This is a genomic window from Gluconacetobacter entanii (genome assembly GCF_013155425.1).
GTDB classification, from domain to species: Bacteria; Pseudomonadota; Alphaproteobacteria; order Acetobacterales; family Acetobacteraceae; genus Novacetimonas; species Novacetimonas entanii.
In genome coordinates this window covers 1-24391 of the sequence record NZ_JABJWD010000022.1, presented here as the reverse complement: position 1 = coordinate 24391, position 24391 = coordinate 1, and the positions used below count along the sequence as shown (strand labels likewise).

The window sequence follows — 24391 nt, the reverse complement described above, 5'->3', positions numbered from 1 at the left end:
AGCGCCGCCTGACGGTCCGGGGATCAGGCAGCGTTGATTGCGGCGATACGCACCACGGTCACGGGCTGACGGTGGCCGTTCTTGCGGCGGCTGTTCTGCCGACGGCGCTTCTTGAAGATGATCACCTTCGCCAGGCGGTCCTGCGCGATCACGGTCGCGGTGACGGTCGCACCGGCAACGGTGGGGCTGCCGATCTTCGCTTCGCCTTCGCCACCAACGGCGAGGACTTGGTCGAACGTGATGGTGGCGCCGGCTTCGGCTTCCAGCTTCTCGATCTTCAGGACGGTGTCCTTGGAAACGCGGTACTGCTTTCCGCCCGTGCGGATAACTGCGAACATAATTCTCTATCTTTCCGATCTCTGGGTCAGCGCGGCACCATCGGGATGGAGGTGCAGGCGGCATGGCCCGGTCGCTTTTTGACATTGGCCGCGAAACCACGCGCGGCGCCCCCTGTTCTGCGCAGGGATTGAGGGCTGGCTTCTATCGGGCAATTCCCGCCCCGTCAATCGCTAATCCCGCCCTTGGCGGCGATTCCCGCCATGGCGGGGAAGGGGATGGCAAAAAACATCCGCCGCCCCCTTGCGCGTGGTGCGGGCGCACCGTATAAGCCCGCACCAACGCCGCTGACATTGGAGAGGTGCCGGAGCGGTCGAACGGGGCGGTCTCGAAAACCGTTGTGCGTGCAAGCGTACCGTGGGTTCGAATCCCACCCTCTCCGCCAGTGTCGCATCAGGGTCTGGCCACGGTCATGCAGGACCGGGCACCCTTGGAAAAATCCCCAAAAACATAAAGAAGTTTCTGGCGAGGCTTTTTTCAGAAAGCTTCGAGGGAAGCTGCCTTTGTGAAAAGCAGCCCATATCCCGTGTCAGGCGCGTTCATGCACCAGCCGTCCCGCGACATAGGTGGCGCGGATGCTGCGGTCATCGCCCAGCATCATCAGGGAAAACAGCAGGTCGCTGATCGAATCGCAGGACTGCGCGCGCAGGGCCTGCAGCGGTGTCGCCGCCGGGTCGAGGATGCACAGGTCGGCCTCCATCCCCGGTGCGATCGTCCCGATCCGGTGATCGAGGTGCAGCGCCCGCGCACCGCCCGCCGTCGCCAGCCAGAAGGCCTGCGCGGGATGCAGGCGATGGCCCGTGGCCTGCGCGATCTTGTAGGCTTCGTTCAGGCTCTGCAACTGCGACAGGCTGGTGCCCGCGCCGATATCCGTTCCCAGCCCGACGCGCACCGGGCGGCGCGGGTCCATCGCATCGAACAGGCGGAAGCTGCCGCTGCCAAGGAACAGGTTGGAAGTCGGGCAGTGGGCCAGCGTGCAGCCACTGTCATGGCAGGTCGCAAGGTCGGGTTCATCGACATGGATGGCATGGCCAAGGATGGCGCGCGGACGCACCAGCCCCGCATGCGCATAGACATCCAGATAGGAACGCCGCGCGGGAAACAGTTCGCGCACCCACGCGACCTCGTCCACGTTTTCGGCGAGGTGGGTCTGCATGAACACGCTGTCATCGCGTGCAAGCAGTGCGCCGGCGAGTTCAAGCTGCTCCTCGCTGCTGGTGGGGGCGAAGCGGGGGGTGACGGCGTACATCTGCCGCCCGCGCCCGTGCCAGCGCTCCATCAGCGCGAGGGAGTCGTCATACCCGCCTTGTGCCGTATCGCGCAGGTCGGGCGGGGCGTTGCGGTCCATCAGCACCTTGCCCGCGATCATCAGCGTGTTGAGGCGCTCTGATTCGGTGAAGAACGCCTCCACCGACTGCGGGTGGACGGTGCAGAAAACGGCCGCCGTGGTCGTGCCGCATCGCAGCAGTTCGGCCAGGAACCTGCGCGCGATGTCGTGCGCATAGGCCGGGTCGCGAAAGCGGCTTTCGGTAGGGAAGGTGTAGCGTTCCAGCCATTCCAGCAACTGCTCGCCATAGGCGGCGATCATCGGCAGTTGGGGGTAGTGGACATGGGTGTCCACGAAACCGGCGGAAATCAGGCAGCCGGGATAATGCGCCACCTGCGTGCCGTCAGGCAGGTGGGGCAGGGTGTCGGCATACGCGCCGACTCGTTCGATCCGCCCGTCGCGGATGATGAGCAGTCCGTCTTCCTCATGATGGAGGGCTGCGATCGGGTCGGTGACAAACGGGTTGTCGCGGAAGGTGACGATCCGTCCCCGCAGGGCGAGGGTGTCGTGCATGCGCGCTGCGGTCATGTGGCCCCGGTTGCTGCGAGGGGTGGAAGTGGTGGTCCCTAGCTGATCATTTCGCTGGAACGGTAGGGTTGCGAGGCGTCAAGGAATGCCGCGTTTGCATCAAGTTCATAGGAAATGACCAGCAGATAGGCAATGGCGCGCGTCATTTCCACGCGGGCGGTAATGTTGGTTTCCTTCCCTTCGAGGACACGCAGCACCCGTGTCGCGCTCCGCGCCACGCGGGCGGTGCGGCCATAACGGCCACTGAACTGCGCCATGCGGTGCAGGAACAGCGTGATCGCGCGATTGGCGGACTCCGGCAACTTGCTGCGTTCAAGCACGACGCGCAGGCGGATGATGTTCAGCCCGATCGTCATGGCCGACAGCGTGCCCTGCAGGTAGGCCTCGATCGTGGGGGAGGGGGTCGGCCCGGCATGGCGGATCAGGCGGGAGAAGCGGTCGGTATTGCGCCCGATCCACGCCCGGGGCTGTGGCAGCGGGTTGGCCGACGCCAGGTGCCGCAGGTCATGCAGGGTGCGGTTGCGCATGCGCCAGCGTTCCTCGTCACTGTCGAACGGCAGCACGGCGCGGAAGATCAGCACCGCGAAGCCGATACTGCACAGCAGGGCGAAGGCTGCGTTGAAATAGGCGATTTCATTCAGGCGCGTCTGGTTGCCCGGACCGACAAGGGCGGGCAGGAACAGGGAATAGGACGCCGCGGCCCCCGCCGTTGCCGGATTGCGCGCGGCAAGGCCGCCTGCGATCATCGGCAGGGCGAGGACGGCGGCCAGCATTTCGAATTCCGCCGGGCGCGGGACGAACAGCAGCACGAGGAAGGCCGACACGAACACCGCCCAGCACGCGCCACGCAGGAAGTTCATCGTGCCAAGGACCGGGTTTTCACGCGTGGCGAACAGGCCGCATGTCACCGCGACCATGGTGATGAAGCCGATGCCGTTCGGCCATGCCGTCAGTTCCCAGATCAGCGCCGATGCGCCGATCGCCACCGCCGCGCGGATACCGTTATACAGCGCTTCCTTGAAATCACGGTGGGCCTGCAGGCGGAAATGGAAATGATCGCCCCGGATCTCGTGCTGGCTGGCGTCGAACTCCGCGACCGCCTGTTCCAGTTCGCCCAGGAGTTCATCAAGCGCGTTGTGCAGGATGCGGCAGTTGAGCAGCCGTTCGATCGTGTCCGTATCGTGCGGTTCCGTCGCGGCCAGTTCTTCGGTCAGGGCGTCGATGATGCGCTGGCGGCAGACGCTGCGCAGGTCCTGCAGGTCCGACATGACCTGCGGGATCTGCGTGTCGGATTCCAGCCGCGCCGGCAGGCCGAGCAGGAAGGTACGCGTCAGCAGGCTGGTTTCGGTAAAGACGGGATTGACCGTGCCCAGCGCCTTGATGCGCGCCATCATCCCCAGCCCGCGTGACAGCAGGACGGATACCGCCGCAAGGGCCGCGCGGGCATGGTCGCCCTCATGCCCGTGGGGGCCCATCTCCACTTCACTGAATTCGATCTGGTCATTGATCGACAGGATCGTGCCGAACAGCGCGCGGGAACGCACGAATGCCTGCTCATCCCCCGCGAGCAGGTTCGCCACCGCTTCGGTGGAGGTGCTCAGCGCGGTCTGGATCTTCTGCCGCATGTTCTTCTTCGCGGCGGTGGCGAGGTTGTGCGCGAACAGCACCGCGACCAGCGTCTCGCACGAGATGCCGAGCACGATATAGGTCGTGCGCGACATGGTGATCATGAAGATGTTGTCGGGATCCTGACTGGCGGCGAGCGCGATGATCGCACACGTATAGCCTGACAGCACCAGCGCATAGGAACGGAAGTTGCGCACCAGCGTCGCACAGCCGCAGCAGATGCCGATCCAGATGCTCAGCGCCGGAAAGAACAGCCACGGCGCCTGTGGAAACGAACAGACGATCACCACCGCGCTGGTTGCGCCAAGTGCCGTGCCCACCAGGCGCCATCGCGCCTTTGACAGGCTTTCCCCACGTGATCCCTGTGCGACGATCCAGACCGTCATGGCCGCCCATGGGGGACTGTCGAGTTCCATCCACATCGCGATGGTCAGCGCCATGAGGGCCGCAAACGTCGTGCGCAGCGCAAAGGCCAGGGCTTCTGGTGTCGGGGCATAGAGCCACTTGAGGCGACTCATGCGGTTGTAGCCGGGGGGCGAGAGAATCGAGAAATCTCGTCCACGAAAGACACGCGCGATGAAAGAGGGAACGATCTTCAGGTCAGCAGGCACAATATGTGGCTTCCGGCGGTACTGGGGGCGGTCCCTTGATAAACCAAGAATGCGACAGGTAACGGTGTCGGGAGCGCATATCAGTCATTGGCTTTCCTCGTGGCAGGGGATGAAGTGCCTGCCATGGAAAGGATTTCCGCGCGTCATTTGTTCCATTCGTGGATGAATGGAATACGCATCATGCATCAATCAGGCGGCCCGCAAGGCGCAGATCCTCGACAAAACGCTGGTATTCGCGTGTTCTCGCCTCCTCCGTGGGCTGGCGCAGCAGGAAGGAGGGGTGGACCGTCACCAGTCCGCACGTCCCGTCGTCGAGTGTGATCGGATGGGATCTTTCGCGTCCTATAACGACAGGACGTTGCAGGATTGCGCTGGCCGCAGTCGCGCCGAGCATCACCAGCAGCCGGGGGCGGATCAGCCGGCGTTCCGCATGCAGCCACGGGGCGCAGGCGCGGATTTCCTCCACTCCGGCTTTCTGGTGGATGCGTCGGCCATTGCGATTGAAGAATTTGAAATGCTTGACCGTGTTGGTCACATAAACATGATCGCGCGCGATGCCGGCCTCCTGCAGGGCGCGGTCGAACAACTGTCCCGCCGGACCGACGAAGGGGCGGCCGATCCGGTCCTCCTGATCGCCGGGCTGTTCACCCACGAACATCAGGGGGGCGGTCGCCTCGCCCTCACCAAAGACGGTCTGGGTCGCATGGTGCGCCATGGCGCAGACCAGGCAGGAGCGGGCGGTTTCCGCAACGGCCGGCAGGGCGGTGATGCGGTCGATGTCCATTCCCTCCACCAGCGGCAGGGCCGGGGTGGGAAAGGAGGCGGGATCGGCGTCGTGCAGGGGCTCTCCGGGTTGCAGCGATGTGCCGTCCCACTGCATCGTGCCGCCCGGCATTTCAAGCCGCCACGGATGAAACGAAAGCTGCAGGGTGACGAAACGCGCGTTGCATTGCGCAACAAAGCCGGAAGGGTCATCCCACGAAAGGGCATCGGCAGGTTTGTGCGATGTGGCGATATGCGCCCGGAACGCACGTGTCTGCCCGCACACTTCCTGCGCAAGGTGGCGCGCGCGCGTGAAGTCGGCGTCATCATCGCCGGAGGGGTGCGCGATGCCTGTGACCTGCCTCTGGACCAGTCGGTAGGCGAGGGCGAACCGGTCGGGCGCCCCGGTCTGCATCACGTCCTCGATCAGGCGCATCACCGCGCGGGGAACGCCAAAGGCGGATCGTGTCGGCGTGTCGGGAGGCAGCGGGGAGAGGATGCCGGTCTGCGTGGCCGCATCCGCGGGGTCACGGACGCGCCAGGTGATCTCCTCCGCCGCGATGTCGTGCAGGATCAGGGTGCGCGTGGCGTTGCGCCATGTCACGAAATCCAGACAGTGGGCCAGGACAACCGTGGGCATGGTACAATCCCTGAAACGTGAAGAACTCTGAAAACTGTCGCGAGGGGTGCGGGATCAGCCCTGATGGGCAAGGGTCCACAACTGCCCGACGCGGTTGCCCGAACGGCAGTACCCCAGAATCGGGCCGTCCATTTCCTTCAGCGCCTGACGCATCTGTGTGACTTCATGTTCGGTGATGTGGCCCGGCACCACGGGCAGGAAGGCGAACTGCAGGCCGGCGGCCACGGCGGCATCCTTCAGGCTTTCGGCCGTTGGCTGGCCATATTCCTCCCCATCGGGGCGCATGCAGATGATGCTGCGGAACCCCTGGCTGACGATCGTGGGCAGGTCGTCGGGCGTAATCTGGGATGCGGCGGTGAAATCGGGGCTGAGGGAATAGAGTTGCATCGTATGAATCCTGACTCCGGTGCACGGGACATTGAGTGTCCGGGTATGCGCCCATCCGCCGGGGGATGGCAAATTGTTAGATGGTTAATATATTCATGTATGTAAAATAAACCGTATTTTATGTAAACTCCTGTGGCGTAATCGACATATTGGTAACAGGAGGGGCAGATCCATGTCGGCGCGCCGGGTCTGCCAACACGATAATAATGGCAGGGTTGCATATGCCCGCCGTGGGATTAGGAAGTGGCTTCTTTTTTATTTTTCGTCCGTCAAATTCGACAATGTTACGGTAACTGATCATGAATGCGATAATGGACAGGCTTCCCCGCACGCGGGAGGCTGCTGAACTCCTGGCCCATCGTCTGCGCCTCTTTGCGCAGCCCCAGCGACTGCTGGTGCTGGCGACCCTGCTGGAGGGGGAAAAGAGTGTCGGTCAGATCGAAAGCGCCACAAGTATAGGCCAGCCTACGCTGAGCCAGCAGTTGGCAGAATTGCGGCGGGCGGAAATAGTCGTGACCCGCAAGGAAGCGCGGCAGGTCATCTACCGGATCATTACGGACGAAGAAGCGACACGTATTCGCCTCATGTTTTCAATAATGGACCCCGAGGTCAATATCTGTGATGCCGTTCCCGGCGTGCAGGACGGCACGGCGGAGGCAACGAATACGGCGACCCCACGCCCGGCACAAATATCGGCCGCCCGTTTTGCACGCATTGCGTGCGGGGAATAGTGTCGCTGTTCCTGTCGCCGTCATGTCATGACAATGCGATATGCAGGCTTTTCACCCCTGCGGGACAGGGTTGAATACTCATTATTTTCAGATTTAAAAAATGTTACATCAAGTTTCAATCTGAACACGTGTTTTACAATTTTAGTGTGGTCCGATTTTGCCCGTAACGGGCCGTATATCATGAAAACCATTGTCCAGCGCCGGTCTGGCATGATGGTTTCGTGATGGGACAGGGGTGTTTATTGTCGGTTCTTTCCGTATTTTAATCTGGACCGTGATGAGACGAGTATTGTATTTGGGCGTTTTATTGGGTAGTGCCTATTCAGGACGCGGATGATGGCTGTTTTAGGGCGGCATTCATCATGATTGAAGAAATGGAACAGAATTATGTCTGACGTTGAACAGGATTTCTCTTTTCTTGAACTGACCACGCAGATCGTGTCGGCTCATGTCTCCAATAACGCCGTCGGGGCGGATACTGTTCCTGATCTCATCAAGCAGGTCTATCAGGCCCTCACTTCGCTGGATCAGCCACAGGTCGAACCTGAAAAGCTGCAGCCTGCCGTGCCGATCAAGCGTTCGGTCTTTCCCGACTACATCGTCTGCCTCGAAGACGGCAAGAAGCTCAAGATGCTCAAGCGCCACCTGCAGAGCGCGTATGGCATGACGCCCGAGCAGTACCGGGAGCGCTGGGGCCTGCCGAGCGACTATCCGATGGTCGCCCCCAACTATGCCGAGCGCCGCTCGACCCTGGCGCGTGAAATCGGGCTGGGCCGCAAGATCACCGCAGCGCCGAGCGAGGCCAGCGCCGAAACCCCGGCCAAGCAGCGCCGCGGGCGCAAGGCGTCCTGAAACAGGACGTCATCATGATGTCCGGCCATGCGAACCCATGGCCGGGTCCTGTTCCGGTTTTTGTCGATGCAGTCATGAAGTTGCGTGAACCGCATGGCGTTTGATGCAGATATGACGCTGGAACGCCAGTCCCTGCGACGGCGATTGTTATTGTGGCGCATCGGGGCGGTCGTCGCGTTCGCCTGCGGCCTGCTGGCCATATCGGGCCGGGCCGTGTGGCACGGGCACATGCCCGCGCGTGAGCATATCGTGCGCCTGCATATCGACGGCGTGGTCGGCGCCGATACGGCAAAGACGCTGGCCCTGATCCGCAAGGCCCGCACCGACCCTGCCGTCAAGGGCATGCTGCTCGATATCAATACCCCCGGCGGCGCCGTCACTGGCGGGGAGACATTGCACGACGCGGTCGCGGAATTCGCACGGCAAAAGCCTGTCGCGGTGTCGATGGGAAGTCTTGCCGCCTCGGCGGGGTACATGATCGCCGTTCCCGCGCAGCGCCTGTTCGCCCATCATTCCACCCTGACCGGGTCCATCGGGGTCATCATGCAGTCGCCCGATGTGTCCGGCCTGCTCGACAGGGTGGGGGTGCGTGTCGATCAGCTTGTCTCCGGCCCGATGAAGGGGCAGCCATCCGTCGTGCAGCCCCTTTCGCCACAGGGGCGGCAGATGCTGCAGGGCGTGGTGTCCGACCTGTATGACATGTTTGTCACCATGGTGGCGCAGGGACGGCATATGCCGCGTGAAAGGGTGCTCGAACTCGCGGACGGGCGGCCCTATACTGGCACGCAGGCATTGTCGCTTGGCCTCGTGGACCAGATCGGGGGAGAGCAGGAGGCAAAGGAATGGTTGATCCGCACCCTGCATCTGTCTGACAATGTTGATGTTGAAGATATGAAACCGCGTTCATCATTTCGTCTTGACTGGATGCGGCATCTGCTGGGAAGTGTCTTGGGTATTGTTACGGAATCGGATCGTCTGGATGGCCTGCTCAGGCCCGGTGGCGATCTTGACGGAGCCGTTGCGATCTGGAAACCTTAATTTACATAAGACAGAGGGAAGCAGGATGACCAAATCGGAGTTGATTGCCGAACTTGCCGCAGCCAATCCACATCTTCCCGCTCGTGACATAGAGCAGATTGTTCAGACCATATTTCATGAAATCAGTGCGGCGCTGGCCCGGGGCGACCGGGTCGAATTGCGTGGTTTTGGTGCATTTACGGTAAAGAAGCGGGATTCGCGCACGGGCCGCAACCCGCGCACGGGTGAAATCGTCGCGGTGGAGGAAAAGGTCGTCCCGTTCTTCAAGGCAGGCAAGGAACTGCGTGAACGGGTCAACCATCAGGACGGGGCGGAAGGCTGACTGCCTGCTGGTCCTGTTGTGGCCATCACGTCATGAAAAAAGGCCCTGCCGTGATGGCGGGGCCTTTTTGCGTTGGTCTGTCGCGTGATGGGAACGCGATCAGTGGCGGGCGTTGATTTCCGCCAGCAGGAAGTCACGGAACACGGCCACACGCTTGGAGGTGCGTAGCTCTTCCGGATACACGAAGTAGGCATCCACGGTCGGAAGCGGCACTTCGGGCAGGATCTTTACCAGATTGGGGTACTGGTTCGCGGCATAGAGCGGGATGGACCCGATTCCGATGCCCGCGGCGATGGCCCCGGCCATGGCGGCAAGGCTGTTGACCTCCAGCCGCGCCTGGCGGCGTTCATCCGACGGCACCCCGGTTTCCGCCAGCCAGTTGATGTGCGGCACCGGCGGGTGATAGCCACCGAACAGCACCAGCTTGTGGGCATTAAGCTCCTCAAGCGTGGTGGGCGTGCCGTGTTCGTTGAGGTAGGACTGCGCGGCATAGATCGGCAGGGGGAAATCCGCCAGGTGCCGCTGGATCAGGTCAGGCTGGCGCGGCGGGTGCATGCGCACCGCGACATCCGCCTCCCGCATGCCCAGATCGAGGTCGTTGTCCTCAAGGATCAGGGTGATGGAGATGTCGGGGTTGGTGTCCATGAAACGGTGCAGGCGTGGCGTCAACCAGCAGGTGCCGAACCCCGTCGTGGTCGTGACCCGCAGGCGGCCTGCCGCCTTTTCCTTGCTTTCCGTCAGCAGGGACTGCGTCATCGCCAGCTTGGAGAAGACCTCACGCACCGTCTGGTTCAGGGTTTCGCCCTGTTCCGTGAGGATCAGGCCACGTGCGTGCCGATGGAAGAGGGGAACCTGCAGCGCCTCTTCCAGAGCGGAGATCTGTCGGGACACCGCAGACTGGCTCAGGTTAAGCACGTCGCCGGCATGGGTGAAGGACCCAGCCTCGGCTACTGCATGAAATATCCGGAGTTTATCCCAGTCCACGCGTTGACTCCGTTCCTAATTCTAAATTTGCCATTTGTTATGACGTTCTGGCTGTGGTGAAGGAAATACCAGAGCAGGTCAAGAACTATGGCCAGTTTGTGACGGATTTTCTGCTAAAAACCGTTCGGCTTCCAGCGCGGCCATGCATCCGGTACCCGCTGCCGTGATGGCCTGGCGGAAGATCTTGTCCTGCACGTCGCCCGCCGCGAACACGCCCGGGACCGAGGTGCGGGTACTGCCCGGCGTGGTGGTGATGTAGCCATCGGCGTCGATATCGATCTGCCCCTTGAACAGGTCGGTGTTCGGGCTGTGGCCGATGGCGACGAACACGCCATCCGTCTCCACGGTGGAGAGGGCGTTCGTCACGGTATCGTGAACCTCGATGCTGGTGACGACCGGCGGCGTGCCCGACCCGATGATGCGGTCGACCGCCGTGTTCCACATGACCGAAATGCGCGGGTTGGCGAACAGGCGATCCTGCAGGATCTTTTCCGCGCGCAGCGTGTCGCGCCGGTGGATCAGCGTGACGTGGGTTGCGTGATGGGTCAGGTAGAGCGCTTCCTCCACCGCCGTGTTGCCGCCGCCGATGACGACCACACGCTTGCCGCGATAGAAGAAGCCGTCACATGTCGCGCAGGCGGACACGCCACTGCCCTGGTATTCCTGCTCCCCCGGGATGCCCAGCCAGCGCGCCTGCGCGCCGGTGGCGATGACGATGCTGCGCGCGAGGTAGATGTCTTCCGAATCCCCCACGGCCCGGAACATGCCCGTCTGCGCATCGCGCGTCAGGCTGCATGAGACGATGATGTCATCCATCAGCTTCGTGCCGACATGTTCGGCCTGCGCCGCCATCTGCATCATCAGGTCGGGCCCCTGCACGCCCTTGGCGAAACCGGGATAGTTCTCGACATCCGTCGTGATCATCAACTGCCCCCCCGGTTGCAGTCCCGCGACAAGGATGGGGGACAGGCTGGCGCGCGCGGCGTAAATGGCGGCCGTGTATCCGGCGGGGCCTGCGCCGATGACAAGCAGGTCGGTGGTATATGTGTTGGGCATGCGATCAGAACCGGTTGGGTCAGTGGTGACGGTGGAACGATGATGGGAATGGTATGATCGTCCACTGGCGTGAAGGCAAGGGTTGCGGTAGGAGAGGCGTCATCATCGCATATCGGGACAGGATAACGATCCCGGCGGAAATATGATTGAAACGTGCATGGCGGAACGGATGACGGAACTCGACGCGATTGACCGGCGGATTGTTGCCGAACTTCAGGCCGATGGACGCATGACGAATGTCGAACTGGCCCGCCGGGTGGGCATCTCCGCCCCGCCATGCCTGCGTCGTGTCCGGCGTCTGGAAGAGGAAAAGGTCATCCTTGGCTATCACGCGCAGACCGACGCGGCGAGCCTTGGCTGGTCGATCACGCTGTTTGCCCTGATCGGCCTCGACAGCCAGAAGGAGGCGATCCTTTCCGCGTTCGAGGCAGAAATTTCGGCATGGCCCGAGGTCCGCGAATGCCACATGATCCGTGGCGGGGGCGATTTCCTTGTCCGTCTGGTGGCGCGCGACGCAACGCATGAGAACACGCTGACGCGCCGCCTGACCGAAGCGGCCCATGTGGTCCGGGTCCAGACGCTGCAGACCATCCGCAGCAGTCTGGAACGGCCGGGCGTGCCGGTCTGATCGCATCGTGGCGGGCGCATGCACGGGTCATGGCCTGCCGGAAGGATGGGCATTGATGTCGGGGGCTGGTGTTGAGGACTGACGGTCAGGGGTCAGTCGGGCCGGAGGCCGTCGGGCGGGAATCCTGCCGGCCTGCGCGGGTCAGCATCGTGGTGCCCTGTTATAACGAACGCGACAATGTCCGCCCGATGGTGGACGCGCTCGACCATGCGCTGGCGGGACGCGCGTGGGAGGTCATTTTCGTCGATGACAGTTCCCCCGACGGGACGATCGACGTCGTGCGTGACCTTGCGGCGCAGGATGCGCGGGTGCGCGGGATCCTGCGACTGGGGCGGCGGGGGCTGTCATCCGCCGTGATCGAGGGAATTCTGTCGTCGTCCGCGGGAATCGTCGCGGTCATGGATGGCGACATGCAGCATGATGAACGCTGCCTTGGCCAACTGCTCGACGCCATTGAAACGGGGGGGAACGACATCGCCATCGGCAGCCGCCACGTCGCGGGTGGCGATGCCGGGGGCCTTGCCAACCGCTGGCGGCGGATGCTGTCGGATGCGGGGATACGGGTGGCGCGCAGGTTCATGCCCGTCAAGGTCAGTGACCCGATGAGCGGCTTTTTCGCGATCCGCCGCACCCTGTTCACCGCGACCGCGCCCCACCTGTCGGGGACGGGGTTCAAGATCCTGCTCGATATCCTCATGTCGGCGCCCGTGCCCCTGCGCGTGGCAGAGATCCCGTTTGTCTTCCGCAGCCGTGCTGCGGGCGAAAGCAAGCTGGATTCGGTCGTCCTGATACAGTTCGCCGCCATGATGCTCGACCGGCTGTGCCGGGGCTATCTCCCGGTGCGGTTCATCAGCTTCTGCTTTGTCGGGCTGCTGGGGATTGGCGTCAACCTTGGGGTGCTGTCGGTCCTTCTGGAATGCGGGGCGGATTTTTCACTGGGGCAGGTGGTCGGGACCTATGTGTCGATGATCGTCAATTTCTGGCTGAACAACAGGCTGACCTATCGTGACTGCCGCCTGAAGGGGGCGGCGCTGGTGCGGGGGCTGTGCCTGTTCGTGCTGATCTGTTCGATCGGCGCGCTGGCGAATGTCGGCGTGGCGCAGATGATCCTCAGCAGCGGGCCGCGCCACTGGACCAGTGCCAGCGTGGCGGGGGCGGCGATTGCCGCAGTCTGGAACTATGCCGTGTCCTCCACCCTCATATGGAAAATCCGGTGACGTCGCTGCGTTCATGGGGCTGGCTGCTGGGGGTGACACTGGTCCTGCGACTGGTCCTTGGCTGGTACCTGCCCGTTTCCCCGGACGAGGCCTATTACTGGGTCTGGGCCCATGCACCCGCGACGGGATATCTGGACCATCCGCCTATGGTCGCCCTGTGGATCCGTGCCGGATGCGCGCTGTTCGGGGACGGGGGCGCGGGCATCCGCTGGATCGGGACGATGGCCGCCATGGCCGCGATTCCCTTTCTGGCGCAGGCGATCCGCGACTTTCATGCGCCATCCCCCGAAGCCGTGGAGGGTGCAGCGCGGGCAGACATGATCCGTGGCGTCGCCCTTCTGCAGGCGACGCTGGCGATGGGGGGCAATGCGGTGGTCATGACCCCCGACACGCCGCTGCTGTTTTTCACGACACTGATGCTGTGGGCGGTCGGGCGGTTGATGGCGACGGGCCATGCGCGCTGGTGGCCGGTATGCGGGGCGATGCTGGGACTGGCATTCGACAGCAAATATACCGCCGTCCTGCCCGGCGCGGGCATTGTGGCGTGGCTGCTGCTGCATCGTGCGGGACGCGCATGGCTGCGTCGTCCCGCGCCATGGGCGGGCGCGCTGGTGGCTGTGGCTGTCATCTCGCCCGTGATCTGGTGGAACGCGACCCATCACTGGGCCAGCCTGCTGCGGCAGGGGGGACGGGTGGGGGACTGGCACGCGGGACGCGCGCTCGGCTTCCTTGGTGAACTGGTCGGTGGTCAGGTGGGGCTGGCGACGCCGGGGATCTTCGTGCTGTTCCTGGCGGGGGTGGTGCTGGTGACGCGCAATGCCCGGCGCGTGCCGGCGCAGGGCGTGCTGCTGTGGATGATCGTGGTGCCCACGGCCGTGTTCGTGACACATGCGCTTGGCGACCGGGTGCAGGCGAACTGGCCCGTCATCCTCTATCCGCTGCTGGCGGTCGCGGCGGCGCAACTGACATGGAAGGGATGGAAGCCCGCCGTGGCGCTGGGGGGTGTCCTGTGCGCGCTGGTGTTCATCCAGGCCGCGTTCGAACCCCTGTCCCTGTCCGCGCATACGGATGTCATGCTGCGGCAGGTGGGGGGATGGCCCGGACTGGCGGACGAGGTGGAAGGACGCGCCATGCCGGGGGATTTCGTGACCGCCTGCGATTATGGCACGGCATCCGAACTGGCGCTGTACCTGCCGCGTCGTGCCGTGGTGGGGATGGAGCCGCGATGGGCGCTGTTCAACCTGCCGCATGGGATAAGGGGGGAGGGGCTGATGCTGTGCAATCCCCGGCGCACGTTCGACCGGCGGTATTTCGCCACCGTCGAACCCGTGGGCAGCATGACCCGCCACGGACGTATCCGCGATGCCGAAAGGCTGGATATCTATCGTGTGCGCATGAACGACCCCGTGCCGCCGGACCTGCTGCCGGACATCGCCATCCTGTCGCGCGACCTTACGGCGGTGACGCAGGCATCCGGGCCGCAAGGCAGGACTCAAGCTGCGCCATCAGCGCCTTCATGCGGAACGGCTTGCTCAGCCCCGGAAGGTCCGGATGGCGACCCAGGCGGTCCGGATCGCCACTGATGACGATGACCGGCACATCCTTCTCCCGCAGGGCTGCGATCACCCCGTCCGGCGCGCCATCAGGCAGCGTCAGGTCCACCAGTGCTGCATCGAACGTGGCGTGGGACAGCGTGTCCATCGCGCTGGCCACGCTGGGGCATGAGGTTACCTGAAGGCCCGATGCCTCGATGACGGTCAGGAGCAGGTTCGCGATCATTTCCTCGTCTTCGACGACAAGGACGCGGCGGCTGTGCTGTGTCATGTGTCTGTTCCTCCGGTCGCCGGAACCCGACTGTCTCCACGATGCTGCGTCGCATGGGGCCACGCGATGACCCCGCGCGACGACAGCGCAAGTTCCCCCAGTTCCAGCAGTCCCTTGCTGAAGAGGGGGGGATTGTCACGCACTTGTGACATGTCGAACCATCCCACATCGCACGCATCGTCCCCCGCCCGCAGGGTATCGCCACCTGTATCAAGGCATTTCACCGCCACGATCAGGTAGTGGAAGCGCAGGACGCCACCTGCATCACGGTCGATGAGGTCAAAGGCCGTCAGCGGCCCCTGCGCCGTTGTGACGAAGCCCGTCTCCTCCTGCAGTTCGCGCTCGGCGGCGTGCATGAAGCTTTCCCCGACATTGATGCGACCGCCGGGAAAGCCCCACAGCCCCTGATCCGGGGGATTGCGCCGTTGCACCAGCAGCAGGCGTTCGCCACGCGTCACGATTGCGAGCACCGCACCGGAAATTGTCGAAATCCCAGACATGCGGGGATTATAGCGTCCGGCAGGGGCAAAAGACCATGCGCGGGCAGGGTATGGGTGATGCCTATTGCGTGAGGGTGTGTGCGATCCCTAATGCGGGCGGGTCAGCACGATATGGGCGCGGCAGCGTGGCGTGCCATAGGTGCCCACGATCGTGTCACCCTCCGGGTGGGCCTCGAACACCATCGGGAACGGCTTGCTGCCGGGCGGGGTAAGGAGGGCCTGCAGGTGGTAATGCTCGTGCTGGGGGTCGGGCTTGCCACGCAGCGCGATCGAGCCGTCGGCAGGGGTGAAGGTCGTGCGTTTCTCGTCCACCTGGAAGGTGGAGGGGGCGCGCGTTTCCTCGCACGTGCCCTGATCGGCCACCAGCGTGCCGGTCCACAGCCCGAGCGGGTCGTGCCGTGCATCCGCGGCGTACACCGGCGCGGGCGAAAATATTGCGGCGCCCGTGGCCGCCATCAGGAAAAACAGACCGGCATGCAAGGTTTTCATGTTGCAACCATGTGATTTCGCGCGAAAAAAAATCAAGGTGCGAAGATGGCCCAATATGCCCGCAAGCCCACTTATTCAGCCGACATGCATAATGATGTTGTGCTACGTCGTCTGGCAACGCATATCCGACAGCAGTAACGCCAGCCCGGCAGGGACCGTGCCCGTTGCATGCGTCATGCCGCGACCGAAAGAGTGAGAATGAGCGAGAGTGTGAAAGCATCCCAGATCGACAGCGCAGGAGAGGTCCTGGAAGAGGCCCTGCACGAAGACCGGATCCTGATCCTTGATTTCGGCAGCCAGGTGACCCAGCTGATCGCGCGCCGCGTCCGTGAAAGCGGCGTGTACTGCGAAATCTGGCCCTTTTCCAGTGACGAGGCGAAAATACGTGCCTTTGCCCCGAAGGGGATCATCCTGTCCGGCAGCCCGGCAAGCGTGCTTGACGAAGGCGCGCCCCGGATCCCGGATGTCGTCTTTGCCCTCAATGTGCCCGTGCTGGGGATCTGCTATGGCCAGCAGGCGATGTGCCTGCAGCTTGGCGGTAAGGTGGAGCATCACGAACATCGCGAATTCGGCCGCGCCCATATCGAGATCGTCAAGGACTGCGCCCTGTTCCGTGGCACATGGGCACGTGGCAGCCGTGAGCAGGTGTGGATGAGCCATGGCGACCGCGTCACAAAGCTGCCGCCCGGTTTTCAGGCCGTCGCCGTGAGCGAGGGCGCGCCCTATGCCATCATCGCGGACGAGGGACGGCGCCTGTATGGCGTGCAGTTCCATCCGGAGGTGGTCCATACGCCCCATGGCGCGGCGCTGCTGCGTAATTTCACCCATGATGTCGCGGGATGCCGTGGCACATGGACCATGGCCGGTTTCCGCGACATGGAAATCGCGCGCATCCGCGAACAGGTCGGCAAGGGGCGGGTGATCTGCGGCCTGTCGGGCGGCGTGGATTCCTCGGTCGCGGCAGTGCTGATCCATCAGGCGATCGGCGATCAGCTGACCTGCATTTTCGTTGATCCGGGCATCCTGCGCGCGGGTGAGGCGGACGAGGTCATCAAGACCTTCCGCGACCGCTTCAACATCCGCCTGATCCATCGCGATGCGTCGGACCTGTTCCTGTCCGCGCTGGAAGGGGTGAGCGATCCGGAAATCAAGCGCAAGACCATCGGACGCCTGTTCATCGAAGTGTTCGAGGAAGAAGCCGCCAAGCTGGGCGGGGCGGAGTTCCTGGCGCAGGGCACGCTGTATCCCGACGTGATCGAAAGCGTCAGCTTCACCGGTGGGCCGTCCGTCACCATCAAGTCGCACCACAATGTCGGTGGCCTGCCTGAACGGATGAAGATGAAGCTGGTCGAGCCACTTCGCGAACTGTTCAAGGACGAGGTCCGCGCCCTGGGCCGGGAGCTTGACATCCCCGAGGCGATCGTTGGACGCCACCCGTTCCCCGGACCGGGGCTGGCCATCCGTATCCCCGGTGCGATCACGCGCGAAAAGCTTGCGCTGCTGCGTCGTGTCGATACGGTCTTCCTTGAGGAGATCCGCGCGGCAGGACTCTATGACGCCATCTGGCAGGCCTTTGCCGTGCTGCTGCCGGTGCGGACCGTCGGCGTCATGGGCGATGGGCGCACATATGACTACGCCTGCGCGCTGCGTGCCGTTACCAGCACGGATGGCATGACAGCCGATGTCTATCCGTTCGACATGGGCTTTCTCAACCGTGTTGCAGGCCGCATCGTCAACGAGATCCGGGGCATCAACCGCGTGACCTACGACATCACCTCCAAGCCGCCGGGGACGATCGAGTGGGAATGATTCACAAGGGGTCCTGAAGTATCCCATTCCCTCCCCGAACCCTACCTAACATACTGAAATAAAAAGTTAATGTCGTCGTCTGCTATTGCAGACTATCGATGTGCACAGGTTGGTTTTGACGGTATGCGTGACGGACCTCGTCAGGCTTGCCAGTCGGGAATTGTGTGAATACCGTCATGGGCAGATGGGCCTGTGACGGTATTTTTTTCACAATAAGTCTTTGTAAACAGATGCTTTTTCGCCGAAACAGCCCACCAAAATCCCTTGACGGTATTTTCGGGTCGGAGGCGGTGCAATGCTTACGGATGCTGCAATTAGATCGTTGAAACCAAAAGGAAAAAAATACAAGGTCGTGGACCGTGACGGGATGTATGTCCTCGTCACGGAAAAAGGCGTGGTGTCCTTTCGAATGGACTACCGTCTGAATGGACGGCGCGAGACCGTGTGTTTCGGGAAATACGGTCCAGGGGGACTATCGCTCGCGCGTGCACGGGAGAAGTGTATTGATGCGAGACGCGCTCTTGCGGAAGGAATTTCTCCGGCGATCGAGAAGCAGCGCAACAAGCGGCGCCTCAAGGAGGCCAAAAGCTTTGGCAAGCTGGGAGAGAAATGGCTGCAGGCTGCAGCAATGGCCGATAGTACCCGGGCCATGCGTCGCGCAATTTTCGAACGGGAACTGCTTCCTGTCTGGAGCAATCGTCTTCTGACCGAGATCACGCCGAATGATCTCAGGACGCATTGTGCAGCGATAGTCGATCGCGGTGCGCCGGCGACGGCGATACACGTTCGAGATATTGTAAAGCAGATCTACAACTTTGGTATTTTGCACGGAGAGAAGGTTGCCAATCCTGCCGACGAGGTCGGACCCTCATCGATCGCGACCTTCGTTCCCAAGGACCGTGCACTTTCTCCCGCTGAAATTCGGGTGTTGTTCCGGGTGATAGAAAACGTACCGACGTTGCCGACCATCCGCCTGGGAATGCGGTTCTTTTTACTGTCCATGGTCAGGAAAAGCGAATTGCAGGATGCTGTCTGGGATGAAGTTGATTTCGAGAATGCTGTCTGGACAATTCCTAAAGAACGCATGAAGCGTTCAAAGGCACATAATGTGTATCTCTCTCATCAGATGCTGGACATATTGATCGCATTGAAAACGTGTGCAGGAAATTCGCGTTACCTACTACCGTCTCGCTATGATGCAGACGCGCCGATGTCCCGTGCGACATTCAATCGCGTGACCTATTCGGTCGTCGATCAGGCCAAAAAGGATGGGCTGTCGTTGGAAGCTTTTACGGTCCACGACCTTCGTCGCACCGGATCAACGCTTCTGAATGAACTGGGCTTCAATAGCGACTGGATTGAGAAATGTCTTGCTCATGAAGACGGGCGTTCCTCGCGGGGCGTCTATAATAAAGCAGAATACGAGCTACAACGGCGTCATATGATGCAGGAGTGGTCGAACACCGTGGATGCCTGGATCGCAGGTAAGAAATACGTGCCCAACCTGGTGTCACCATCTATGCCGTTGTTCGAGCCGGATCCTGCCCTTTGATCGGGCGCGTTCGCCTCTGCCTTACGTCGGGACCTCTTGCCGGCATACTTGGTTTTGAACGCCGTTCTTCCAACCATGCTTCCACTTCGGCCAGGTCCCACACGACACAGCGTGGCGAAAGACAGAAGCGGCGCGGGAATTCACCGCGTTGTTCCATTTCGTAAATTGTGCTGTCGGCCAGTGGCACCATTTCACGCAGTTGGCGCCGACGGATTGATTTCCGGGGAGACGATATGGCTCTGGCGTGCATTGATCTAACCTTTCCTATTGGCGCTAATAATAAGAGCCAATAGGTATCATTGTGCGGAAGTGTATTTTCTATCGTAGGAACAAACGGGATAGAAACGGATAAAAATAGGATAGGGGCAGCTGTTTATACAGGATCTGGATGTCTGTACAGCATAAGGTCAGTCTGTGAAGAGACAGTTCTCAATGCGTATGCCCTGTCGCATGATTGGCGGATCGTCAGAATACGGCTTGGTTCAAGACATGAACCTTGGCGATCGATGTTCCCGAAAACAGACGTCAGATCATAACCTGTCTGCGTAACAGGGCAGATATCCATGCGCTTGTGCAGGATGATCATGTCGCTGGAACCTATCGTTGGCGTCCTGCACTGGCGGCGGGACGGATCGACATGATCGACCATGGCCTTCAGTTCCAGTTCATGCCCTGAAACCGTCGCCGGAGAACATGTGGAAGCGCAATATTGCCCTGACTTCCATGGAGATGAACGTCCATCGCGTCTCGCCATTGCCCGTATGGTTGGTCCATGCGTAACCCGACGTGGGCGTGGTGGCTGCCCGATCCAAGAATGCTGCGACCAGGCACCCGGCACTTAACGGGGCAGGGGGATATTGAAAAACCCGTTGACAGACTCTGCTTTCGAAGGCTTTGATCGAGACAGCTAGTCCGGTCTTTGCAGACCGTACTTTCGTATGCGTTAACGTGAAACAACGCACAGAAACTGACAGCAGCATGCTGGCAGCCTGTGCGTCTGTGTATCCACAGTCACCGGTCTGTCGGCATGACAGGGATACACAGTGATGAAGCTTTTCCATACCTTTTCAAATCGCGATGATGCCCCCGAGATCCGCCGTGTGCGGCATGACCTAGTCAGGCGTAGTCTTGAAGTCCGCACTGTTGAGCGCCTGACCCCGCACATGATCCGTGTCACGCTGGGTGGCCCCGAACTGGCCGGGTTCACCAGCCCATCCCCGGATGATCATATCAAGATATTCGTGCCCGGCCTGGATGGCGCACCAACCCGTCGCGATTACACGCCACGCCGTTACGACCCGCAGAACGGTACGCTGCTTCTGGATTTCGTCAATCACCATGGTGGCCCGGCGGCGGCCTGGGCGCGGGCCGCCAAACCGGGTGACCGGCTGGAGATCGGTGGTCCACGCGGGTCGCAGATCATTTCCGGCCCGATTGGTCACTGGCTTCTGATCGGCGACGAAACGGCGTTGCCTGCGATCGGACGACGGGTTGAGGCGCTTCCTGCCCGGACGTCCGTTACGAGCGTGGTTGCCGTGCCGGGGGCGGAAGACGAGCAGATCTTTACCACGGCCGCACACCATGCTGCCCATTGGGTCCATCGCTCCATGGAGCAAGCGGATGACGCTGCCGGCATTCTTGCTGTCCTGAAAAATCTGGAAATTCCGGACCGTACTTTTGTCTGGGTCGGTGCCGAGGCCCGCGTGGCGAAAGCCGTGCGCCAGTATCTTCTCGATGAACGCAGGATTCCGGCACAGTGGATCAAGGCATCCGGCTACTGGGTGAAGGGCCAGGCCGATGCTTCGGTCAAGGATTTCGGGGACGCGCGCTGAACGATAAGGGGCATGGGTGTCAGGACCATGATGCGGCGCCTCCCTTACAAATTTATACATTCATTCAGCGAGACATGACCTACGTTTGGTTCATGAACCGAAGAAGGCCGAACAGGACATTTTGCCTGATATGAAAAACATACTTCTGATCCTGACCGTTCTCCTTGCGGTCATGGGGGCAGGGGCAGGATTGCTGCCTGCCACTCCTGCACAGGCAGCGGATATGGCTTCGCTGCCGGTGGTCGCTCCCGCCATATCGTGCGATGCGCTGGGCCATATCGATCTTGCGCCCGCCGTCGGCGCTGCAGTCCATGGCCGGAAGGCTGCCGTGCTTCAGACGCCGAAGGGGAAATTCTGCAAGGTCACGGGACAGATCGCGCCTGCGATTTCCTTCGAGGTCGACCTGCCCATGGAGCACTGGACCCAGCGCTTCCTGCTGGGTGGGTGTGGTGGCCTGTGCGGCATGACGCGTGTGGGCGTCAGTAACGCCGGGGCCTGCGCGCCCGCCCTGAATGGCGAATTCGTCATGGCGGGTGATGACATGGGCCATACCGGCTCCATGATGGGACTGGCGCAGGGCGAGTTTGGTAAGGATCCGCAAAAGCGCATCGACTTCGCCTATCGCGCGAACCATGTCACCACGCTGGCGGCCAAGGCCCTGATGGCGGCTTTCTACGGACAGGCCCCGAAATATTCCTATTTTGTCGGCTGTTCCGATGGTGGGCGCGAAGCACTGATGGAAGCCCAGCGCTTCCCTGATGACTTTGACGGCATTTCCGCCGGTGCCCCGGCCGCCCTGTTTACCGTGCAGAACTCTTTCTACCATGCGTGGAACGTGCGCGGGAACCAGCGTGCCGATGGCACCAGCATCCTGCTGCAAGGCCGCATGGGCGTGCTGCATGATGCCGTCATCCGCCATTGCGATACGCTTTCGGGCGTAAAGGACGGTATTCTCGAAGATCCCCGCACCTGCCATTTCGATCCCGCATGGGTGCGGTGTCCGGTCGGCCAGAGCGACACCGCGCACTGCCTGACGGCGGAGGAAACGCAGGCGGCTGTGCGTCTCTATGCCGGAGCAACCGATGCATCCGGTCACCCCTACATCATTGGTGGTCCCCTGCCGGGATCGGAACTGCAATGGGCGCTGCCCGCGACCGCGCATGGGGAATCCATGAGCAATGGCATTGCCGCTTCCGCCATTGCCTATGTCATTGCGGCGCAGGTGGATGAAAAGGCGGCTGACCTGAGCCGTTTCCGCTTCGATGATGCCTCCTTCGCCCGGATGAGCGAACTGGCCCCGCTGTATAATGCCGAGAACACGGACCTTCATGCGTTTCACAAACGTGGTGGCCGTCTGATCCTGTGGCATGGCCTAGCGGACCAGTCGATCTCGCCCCTGAACACCATCGCCTATTATCAGGGCGTGCAGCGTGAAATGGGCGTGGAGGAGACTGAAAACTTCCTGAAATTCTACCTGCTGCCCGGCGTGGGCCATTGCGGCAATGGCGAGGGCTTTCCGCAGGTCGATTTCCTCTCGCCGCTGATGCGCTGGACTGAAACCGACACCGTACCCGTCGTCATCCGCACCGAGCGGACAGCGCAGGGCAGGGAACCGATGGAACCACCGCCCGGCAGCCATGACAGGCCCCCGGCGGGCGGGCAGATCCACATGGCCCCCATGCCCAGCCAGCCTTATGCGCAGCCGAATGCCACGGCGACGGCCAGCCGTCCGGTCTATCCCTATCCGTATATTGCCCGGTATACCGGGGCAGGGGACGTGAATGATGCGCGGAATTACCGCCCTGTGAAATCGCCGGTGTCCCTGCCGATGACATTTGCAAGTCATGCCACATCGCTGATCGGCCCGGATAACCAGAATCAGTATGGTGTCCGGGATGGCAGGCTGGGGGTGGAAAGCGCGAAGTAACGGAAATCGTGCCGCTCGGCATAAGATGTCGGGCGGACGACCGAGGCTGTTCAGACTTCATGGCTATATGGGTTCCGGCGCACTGCCCTCGCCCGGCAGAATGATGGAGCAAGGGTCAGCGGTCACGCCCACGCTTCACGACCTCGACCGGCCCGGGCAGATATCTACCCGTATGTCGACGGCATGAATTGCGGCCTGTCCGCTGTGTCTTAACCGGACAGGCCGCAATCGCCTTCATGTCGGCCATTTAATGCACAGGTGCGTCAAATGGAGAGCGGACATTAATGGTAATCCTCCAACGCATACCAGTTAGGATCACCCAAAAATTACCCAAGTTTGGAGATTGTTCGTGTTTCTAAAAATTTTCGAGAGAACTCTATCTGGGATAGTATGGCGCCGATGCATCTACAGATGCAAAACAGGTTCTCTGCGCTGGAAATTCGGATACCAATTATTAATTCGTATTCGAATAATTATATTTATATATTTTCTAAATATGTTATATAATATAATAAACTTTACGTAAAATATAGATATGCAAATGAGACAAAGGCGTCAATTTAAAGAATTGATATTTTGAAAAAATGTAGGATAATTCAAGAGGGGCTGCTCTACTTTGCCATTCATTGGGGACACCGATTTACGGTAGGGGAGATTTACGAGTTGTCACGTCTTAATGATTTTTTGAAAAAAAATAATATTGTTGTTAGCTCGGAGCTTCCAATAGTTCACACGACTCAAGGATTTAACCTTCAAAGTATTATAGGTTCTTCCGAACTTGTTCCAACACCATGCAACACGTTTGAAGGTGAAGAGTTAAATTATTTTTTTATGGAAAGCCGTCATATAAATCTGCAGGGGACTTTGGACAATCTAAGCAGTGGGAAATGCCTATCTGTTTTCTACTATCGCCTTCAGCAATCTCCAACATAAAACGCATCTACCCTTTTGATAGTGGTGCTTTCTTAGCGGGTCGTCACCCAGACTATATTCGAAAGATGGGTATATCAGATTTTGAGGCTGCTCCTTCCCGAGATACTCCGCGCAGAATTATTGGAGCATTTTTTGATAGCATTGATGATTTTTTCCGCTTAAAGCCGAAGGATGAGAATAAATTCAAGACAGAGTTCTCGTTAAGTCTCTTGGATGCTCAGGTTCTGGCGCTACGTGAGTTGGCTGGAGATACATCTTTAGCGACAATAGATGATAGACGTTTTGCTGTTGAAATTCAGAGTGATCAAAAAATAACTTTGGATGCGAGTTCGGTCGAGGCAGTTGTTATCTCTGATAGTTATTTCAGTATTGGAGAAGTTCGTAATTATATTGACGTGCCCCCCGGAAATGTCACCATTTTAAAGTAGAGTCCGATCGAGAAGGATACGGACGAATGAAACGCAGTCGTTTTACGGAAGA

23 protein-coding genes, 1 tRNA gene and 1 pseudogene are annotated in these 24391 nt (G+C 60.8%); 14 read left to right on the top strand and 11 right to left on the bottom strand.

Annotated elements, in window-relative coordinates:
• Nucleotides 1-23: 23 nt before the first annotated feature.
• Nucleotides 24-338: a 50S ribosomal protein L21 gene (gene rplU / locus HNH97_RS05005; protein ID WP_110095072.1), complete on the bottom strand. Its 315-nt coding sequence runs from the start codon at nt 336-338 to the stop codon at nt 24-26.
• Between the two features lie 293 nt (nt 339-631).
• Here rplU and HNH97_RS05000 point away from each other — a divergent pair.
• Nucleotides 632-721: transfer RNA gene (locus tag HNH97_RS05000), tRNA-Ser, on the top strand.
• A 144-nt stretch (nt 722-865) separates the two neighbouring features.
• Here HNH97_RS05000 and guaD read toward each other — a convergent pair.
• From guaD to HNH97_RS04980, 4 genes are all read right to left on the bottom strand, one after another.
• Complete coding sequence (guaD, locus tag HNH97_RS04995; protein WP_171790097.1) at nt 866-2191, bottom strand: guanine deaminase; 1326 nt, start codon at nt 2189-2191, stop codon at nt 866-868.
• Nucleotides 2192-2229: 38 nt separating this feature from the next.
• Nucleotides 2230-4428 (bottom strand): FUSC family protein, encoded by a 2199-nt coding sequence (locus HNH97_RS04990; protein WP_110913761.1) that lies wholly within the window; start codon nt 4426-4428, stop codon nt 2230-2232.
• A 178-nt stretch (nt 4429-4606) separates the two neighbouring features.
• On the bottom strand, nt 4607-5830 hold the full coding sequence (locus HNH97_RS04985) for a UdgX family uracil-DNA binding protein (RefSeq protein WP_171790096.1): 1224 nt from the start codon (nt 5828-5830) through the stop codon (nt 4607-4609).
• Nucleotides 5831-5884: 54 nt separating this feature from the next.
• Nucleotides 5885-6217 (bottom strand): TIGR01244 family sulfur transferase, encoded by a 333-nt coding sequence (locus tag HNH97_RS04980; protein ID WP_110913759.1) that lies wholly within the window; start codon nt 6215-6217, stop codon nt 5885-5887.
• Nucleotides 6218-6528: 311 nt separating this feature from the next.
• On the opposite strand from HNH97_RS04980, the gene HNH97_RS04975 reads away from it, so the two are divergent.
• From HNH97_RS04975 to ihfB, 4 genes are all read left to right on the top strand, one after another.
• Nucleotides 6529-6948, top strand: coding sequence for an ArsR/SmtB family transcription factor (locus tag HNH97_RS04975; RefSeq protein ID WP_110913758.1), 420 nt, complete (start codon nt 6529-6531; stop codon nt 6946-6948).
• Nucleotides 6949-7335: 387 nt separating this feature from the next.
• Nucleotides 7336-7800 carry a MucR family transcriptional regulator gene (locus HNH97_RS04970; protein ID WP_171790095.1) on the top strand — a complete coding sequence of 155 codons (465 nt, stop codon included), beginning with the start codon at nt 7336-7338 and terminating at the stop codon, nt 7798-7800.
• A gap of 93 nt (nt 7801-7893) precedes the next feature.
• Nucleotides 7894-8838, top strand: coding sequence for a signal peptide peptidase SppA (sppA, locus tag HNH97_RS04965; protein WP_171790094.1), 945 nt, complete (start codon nt 7894-7896; stop codon nt 8836-8838).
• Between the two features lie 25 nt (nt 8839-8863).
• Complete coding sequence (gene ihfB / locus HNH97_RS04960; RefSeq protein ID WP_110913755.1) at nt 8864-9160, top strand: integration host factor subunit beta; 297 nt, start codon at nt 8864-8866, stop codon at nt 9158-9160.
• Between the two features lie 99 nt (nt 9161-9259).
• Here the strand turns inward: ihfB and HNH97_RS04955 are convergent, their stop codons facing one another.
• A complete protein-coding gene (locus tag HNH97_RS04955; RefSeq protein ID WP_040510888.1) occupies nt 9260-10144 on the bottom strand; it encodes a LysR family transcriptional regulator in 885 nt (294 codons plus the stop codon).
• Between the two features lie 78 nt (nt 10145-10222).
• Entirely contained in the window at nt 10223-11200 is a 978-nt protein-coding gene (gene trxB / locus HNH97_RS04950; protein WP_171790093.1) for a thioredoxin-disulfide reductase, read from the bottom strand.
• Nucleotides 11201-11357: 157 nt separating this feature from the next.
• Between trxB and HNH97_RS04945 the strand changes: the two genes are divergently transcribed.
• From HNH97_RS04945 to HNH97_RS04935, 3 genes are all read left to right on the top strand, one after another.
• Nucleotides 11358-11828: an Lrp/AsnC family transcriptional regulator gene (locus HNH97_RS04945; protein WP_171790121.1), complete on the top strand. Its 471-nt coding sequence runs from the start codon at nt 11358-11360 to the stop codon at nt 11826-11828.
• 146 nt (nt 11829-11974) lie between these two features.
• Complete coding sequence (locus tag HNH97_RS04940; RefSeq protein ID WP_407716795.1) at nt 11975-13045, top strand: glycosyltransferase family 2 protein; 1071 nt, start codon at nt 11975-11977, stop codon at nt 13043-13045.
• A complete protein-coding gene (locus tag HNH97_RS04935; RefSeq protein WP_320442940.1) occupies nt 13042-14628 on the top strand; it encodes an ArnT family glycosyltransferase in 1587 nt (528 codons plus the stop codon). Before HNH97_RS04940 ends, HNH97_RS04935 begins: the two co-directional genes overlap by 4 nt.
• 46 nt (nt 14629-14674) lie before the next feature.
• Here the strand turns inward: HNH97_RS04935 and HNH97_RS17850 are convergent.
• The 3 genes and pseudogenes from HNH97_RS17850 to HNH97_RS04925 all read right to left on the bottom strand — a co-directional run.
• Nucleotides 14675-14824, bottom strand: a pseudogene (locus HNH97_RS17850) (response regulator); the annotation flags it as partial.
• Between the two features lie 41 nt (nt 14825-14865).
• A complete protein-coding gene (locus HNH97_RS04930) occupies nt 14866-15369 on the bottom strand; it encodes an NUDIX hydrolase (RefSeq protein WP_171790090.1) in 504 nt (167 codons plus the stop codon).
• An 87-nt stretch (nt 15370-15456) separates the two neighbouring features.
• Nucleotides 15457-15858 carry a hypothetical protein gene (locus HNH97_RS04925; RefSeq protein ID WP_244182241.1) on the bottom strand — a complete coding sequence of 134 codons (402 nt, stop codon included), beginning with the start codon at nt 15856-15858 and terminating at the stop codon, nt 15457-15459.
• Nucleotides 15859-16056: 198 nt separating this feature from the next.
• Here HNH97_RS04925 and guaA point away from each other — a divergent pair, with 198 nt between their 5' ends.
• Both guaA and HNH97_RS04915 read left to right on the top strand, forming a co-directional pair.
• Nucleotides 16057-17667, top strand: a complete 1611-nt coding sequence (gene guaA / locus HNH97_RS04920) for a glutamine-hydrolyzing GMP synthase (protein ID WP_227744361.1) — start codon at nt 16057-16059, stop codon at nt 17665-17667.
• Between the two features lie 295 nt (nt 17668-17962).
• Nucleotides 17963-19219 (top strand): tyrosine-type recombinase/integrase, encoded by a 1257-nt coding sequence (locus tag HNH97_RS04915; RefSeq protein ID WP_171790089.1) that lies wholly within the window; start codon nt 17963-17965, stop codon nt 19217-19219.
• Here HNH97_RS04915 and HNH97_RS04910 read toward each other — a convergent pair.
• Complete coding sequence (locus HNH97_RS04910) at nt 19185-19469, bottom strand: helix-turn-helix transcriptional regulator (protein ID WP_110507796.1); 285 nt, start codon at nt 19467-19469, stop codon at nt 19185-19187. The two genes, HNH97_RS04915 and HNH97_RS04910, sit on opposite strands and share 35 nt — an antisense overlap.
• Nucleotides 19470-19715: 246 nt before the next feature.
• Here HNH97_RS04910 and HNH97_RS04905 point away from each other — a divergent pair, with 246 nt between their 5' ends.
• The 4 genes from HNH97_RS04905 (at nt 19716) to HNH97_RS04890 (ending at nt 24339) form a co-directional block, all read left to right on the top strand.
• Nucleotides 19716-19895, top strand: a complete 180-nt coding sequence (locus tag HNH97_RS04905) for a hypothetical protein (protein WP_171790088.1) — start codon at nt 19716-19718, stop codon at nt 19893-19895.
• Between the two features lie 370 nt (nt 19896-20265).
• Nucleotides 20266-21051, top strand: coding sequence for a siderophore-interacting protein (locus tag HNH97_RS04900; RefSeq protein ID WP_171790087.1), 786 nt, complete (start codon nt 20266-20268; stop codon nt 21049-21051).
• 130 nt (nt 21052-21181) lie between these two features.
• Entirely contained in the window at nt 21182-22978 is a 1797-nt protein-coding gene (locus HNH97_RS04895; RefSeq protein ID WP_171790086.1) for a tannase/feruloyl esterase family alpha/beta hydrolase, read from the top strand.
• 887 nt (nt 22979-23865) lie between these two features.
• A complete protein-coding gene (locus tag HNH97_RS04890; RefSeq protein WP_171790085.1) occupies nt 23866-24339 on the top strand; it encodes a hypothetical protein in 474 nt (157 codons plus the stop codon).
• Nucleotides 24340-24391: the final 52 nt, after the last annotated feature.

What these genes read in the sequence shown, in the direction of transcription:
- rplU (WP_110095072.1), bottom strand. Translation starts at nt 338, where the DNA reads ATGTTCGCAGTTATCCGCACGGGCGGAAAGCAGTACCGCGTTTCCAAG.
- guaD (WP_171790097.1), bottom strand. Translation starts at nt 2,191, where the DNA reads ATGACCGCAGCGCGCATGCACGACACCCTCGCCCTGCGGGGACGGATC.
- HNH97_RS04985 (WP_171790096.1), bottom strand. Translation starts at nt 5,830, where the DNA reads ATGCCCACGGTTGTCCTGGCCCACTGTCTGGATTTCGTGACATGGCGC.
- HNH97_RS04980 (WP_110913759.1), bottom strand. Translation starts at nt 6,217, where the DNA reads ATGCAACTCTATTCCCTCAGCCCCGATTTCACCGCCGCATCCCAGATT.
- HNH97_RS04975 (WP_110913758.1), top strand. Translation starts at nt 6,529, where the DNA reads ATGGACAGGCTTCCCCGCACGCGGGAGGCTGCTGAACTCCTGGCCCAT.
- HNH97_RS04970 (WP_171790095.1), top strand. Translation starts at nt 7,336, where the DNA reads ATGTCTGACGTTGAACAGGATTTCTCTTTTCTTGAACTGACCACGCAG.
- sppA (WP_171790094.1), top strand. Translation starts at nt 7,894, where the DNA reads ATGGCGTTTGATGCAGATATGACGCTGGAACGCCAGTCCCTGCGACGG.
- ihfB (WP_110913755.1), top strand. Translation starts at nt 8,864, where the DNA reads ATGACCAAATCGGAGTTGATTGCCGAACTTGCCGCAGCCAATCCACAT.
- trxB (WP_171790093.1), bottom strand. Translation starts at nt 11,200, where the DNA reads ATGCCCAACACATATACCACCGACCTGCTTGTCATCGGCGCAGGCCCC.
- HNH97_RS04945 (WP_171790121.1), top strand. Translation starts at nt 11,358, where the DNA reads ATGGCGGAACGGATGACGGAACTCGACGCGATTGACCGGCGGATTGTT.
- HNH97_RS04930 (WP_171790090.1), bottom strand. Translation starts at nt 15,369, where the DNA reads ATGTCTGGGATTTCGACAATTTCCGGTGCGGTGCTCGCAATCGTGACG.
- HNH97_RS04925 (WP_244182241.1), bottom strand. Translation starts at nt 15,858, where the DNA reads ATGAAAACCTTGCATGCCGGTCTGTTTTTCCTGATGGCGGCCACGGGC.
- guaA (WP_227744361.1), top strand. Translation starts at nt 16,057, where the DNA reads ATGAGCGAGAGTGTGAAAGCATCCCAGATCGACAGCGCAGGAGAGGTC.
- HNH97_RS04915 (WP_171790089.1), top strand. Translation starts at nt 17,963, where the DNA reads ATGCTTACGGATGCTGCAATTAGATCGTTGAAACCAAAAGGAAAAAAA.
- HNH97_RS04910 (WP_110507796.1), bottom strand. Translation starts at nt 19,469, where the DNA reads ATGCACGCCAGAGCCATATCGTCTCCCCGGAAATCAATCCGTCGGCGC.
- HNH97_RS04900 (WP_171790087.1), top strand. Translation starts at nt 20,266, where the DNA reads ATGAAGCTTTTCCATACCTTTTCAAATCGCGATGATGCCCCCGAGATC.
- HNH97_RS04895 (WP_171790086.1), top strand. Translation starts at nt 21,182, where the DNA reads ATGAAAAACATACTTCTGATCCTGACCGTTCTCCTTGCGGTCATGGGG.
- HNH97_RS04890 (WP_171790085.1), top strand. Translation starts at nt 23,866, where the DNA reads ATGCCTATCTGTTTTCTACTATCGCCTTCAGCAATCTCCAACATAAAA.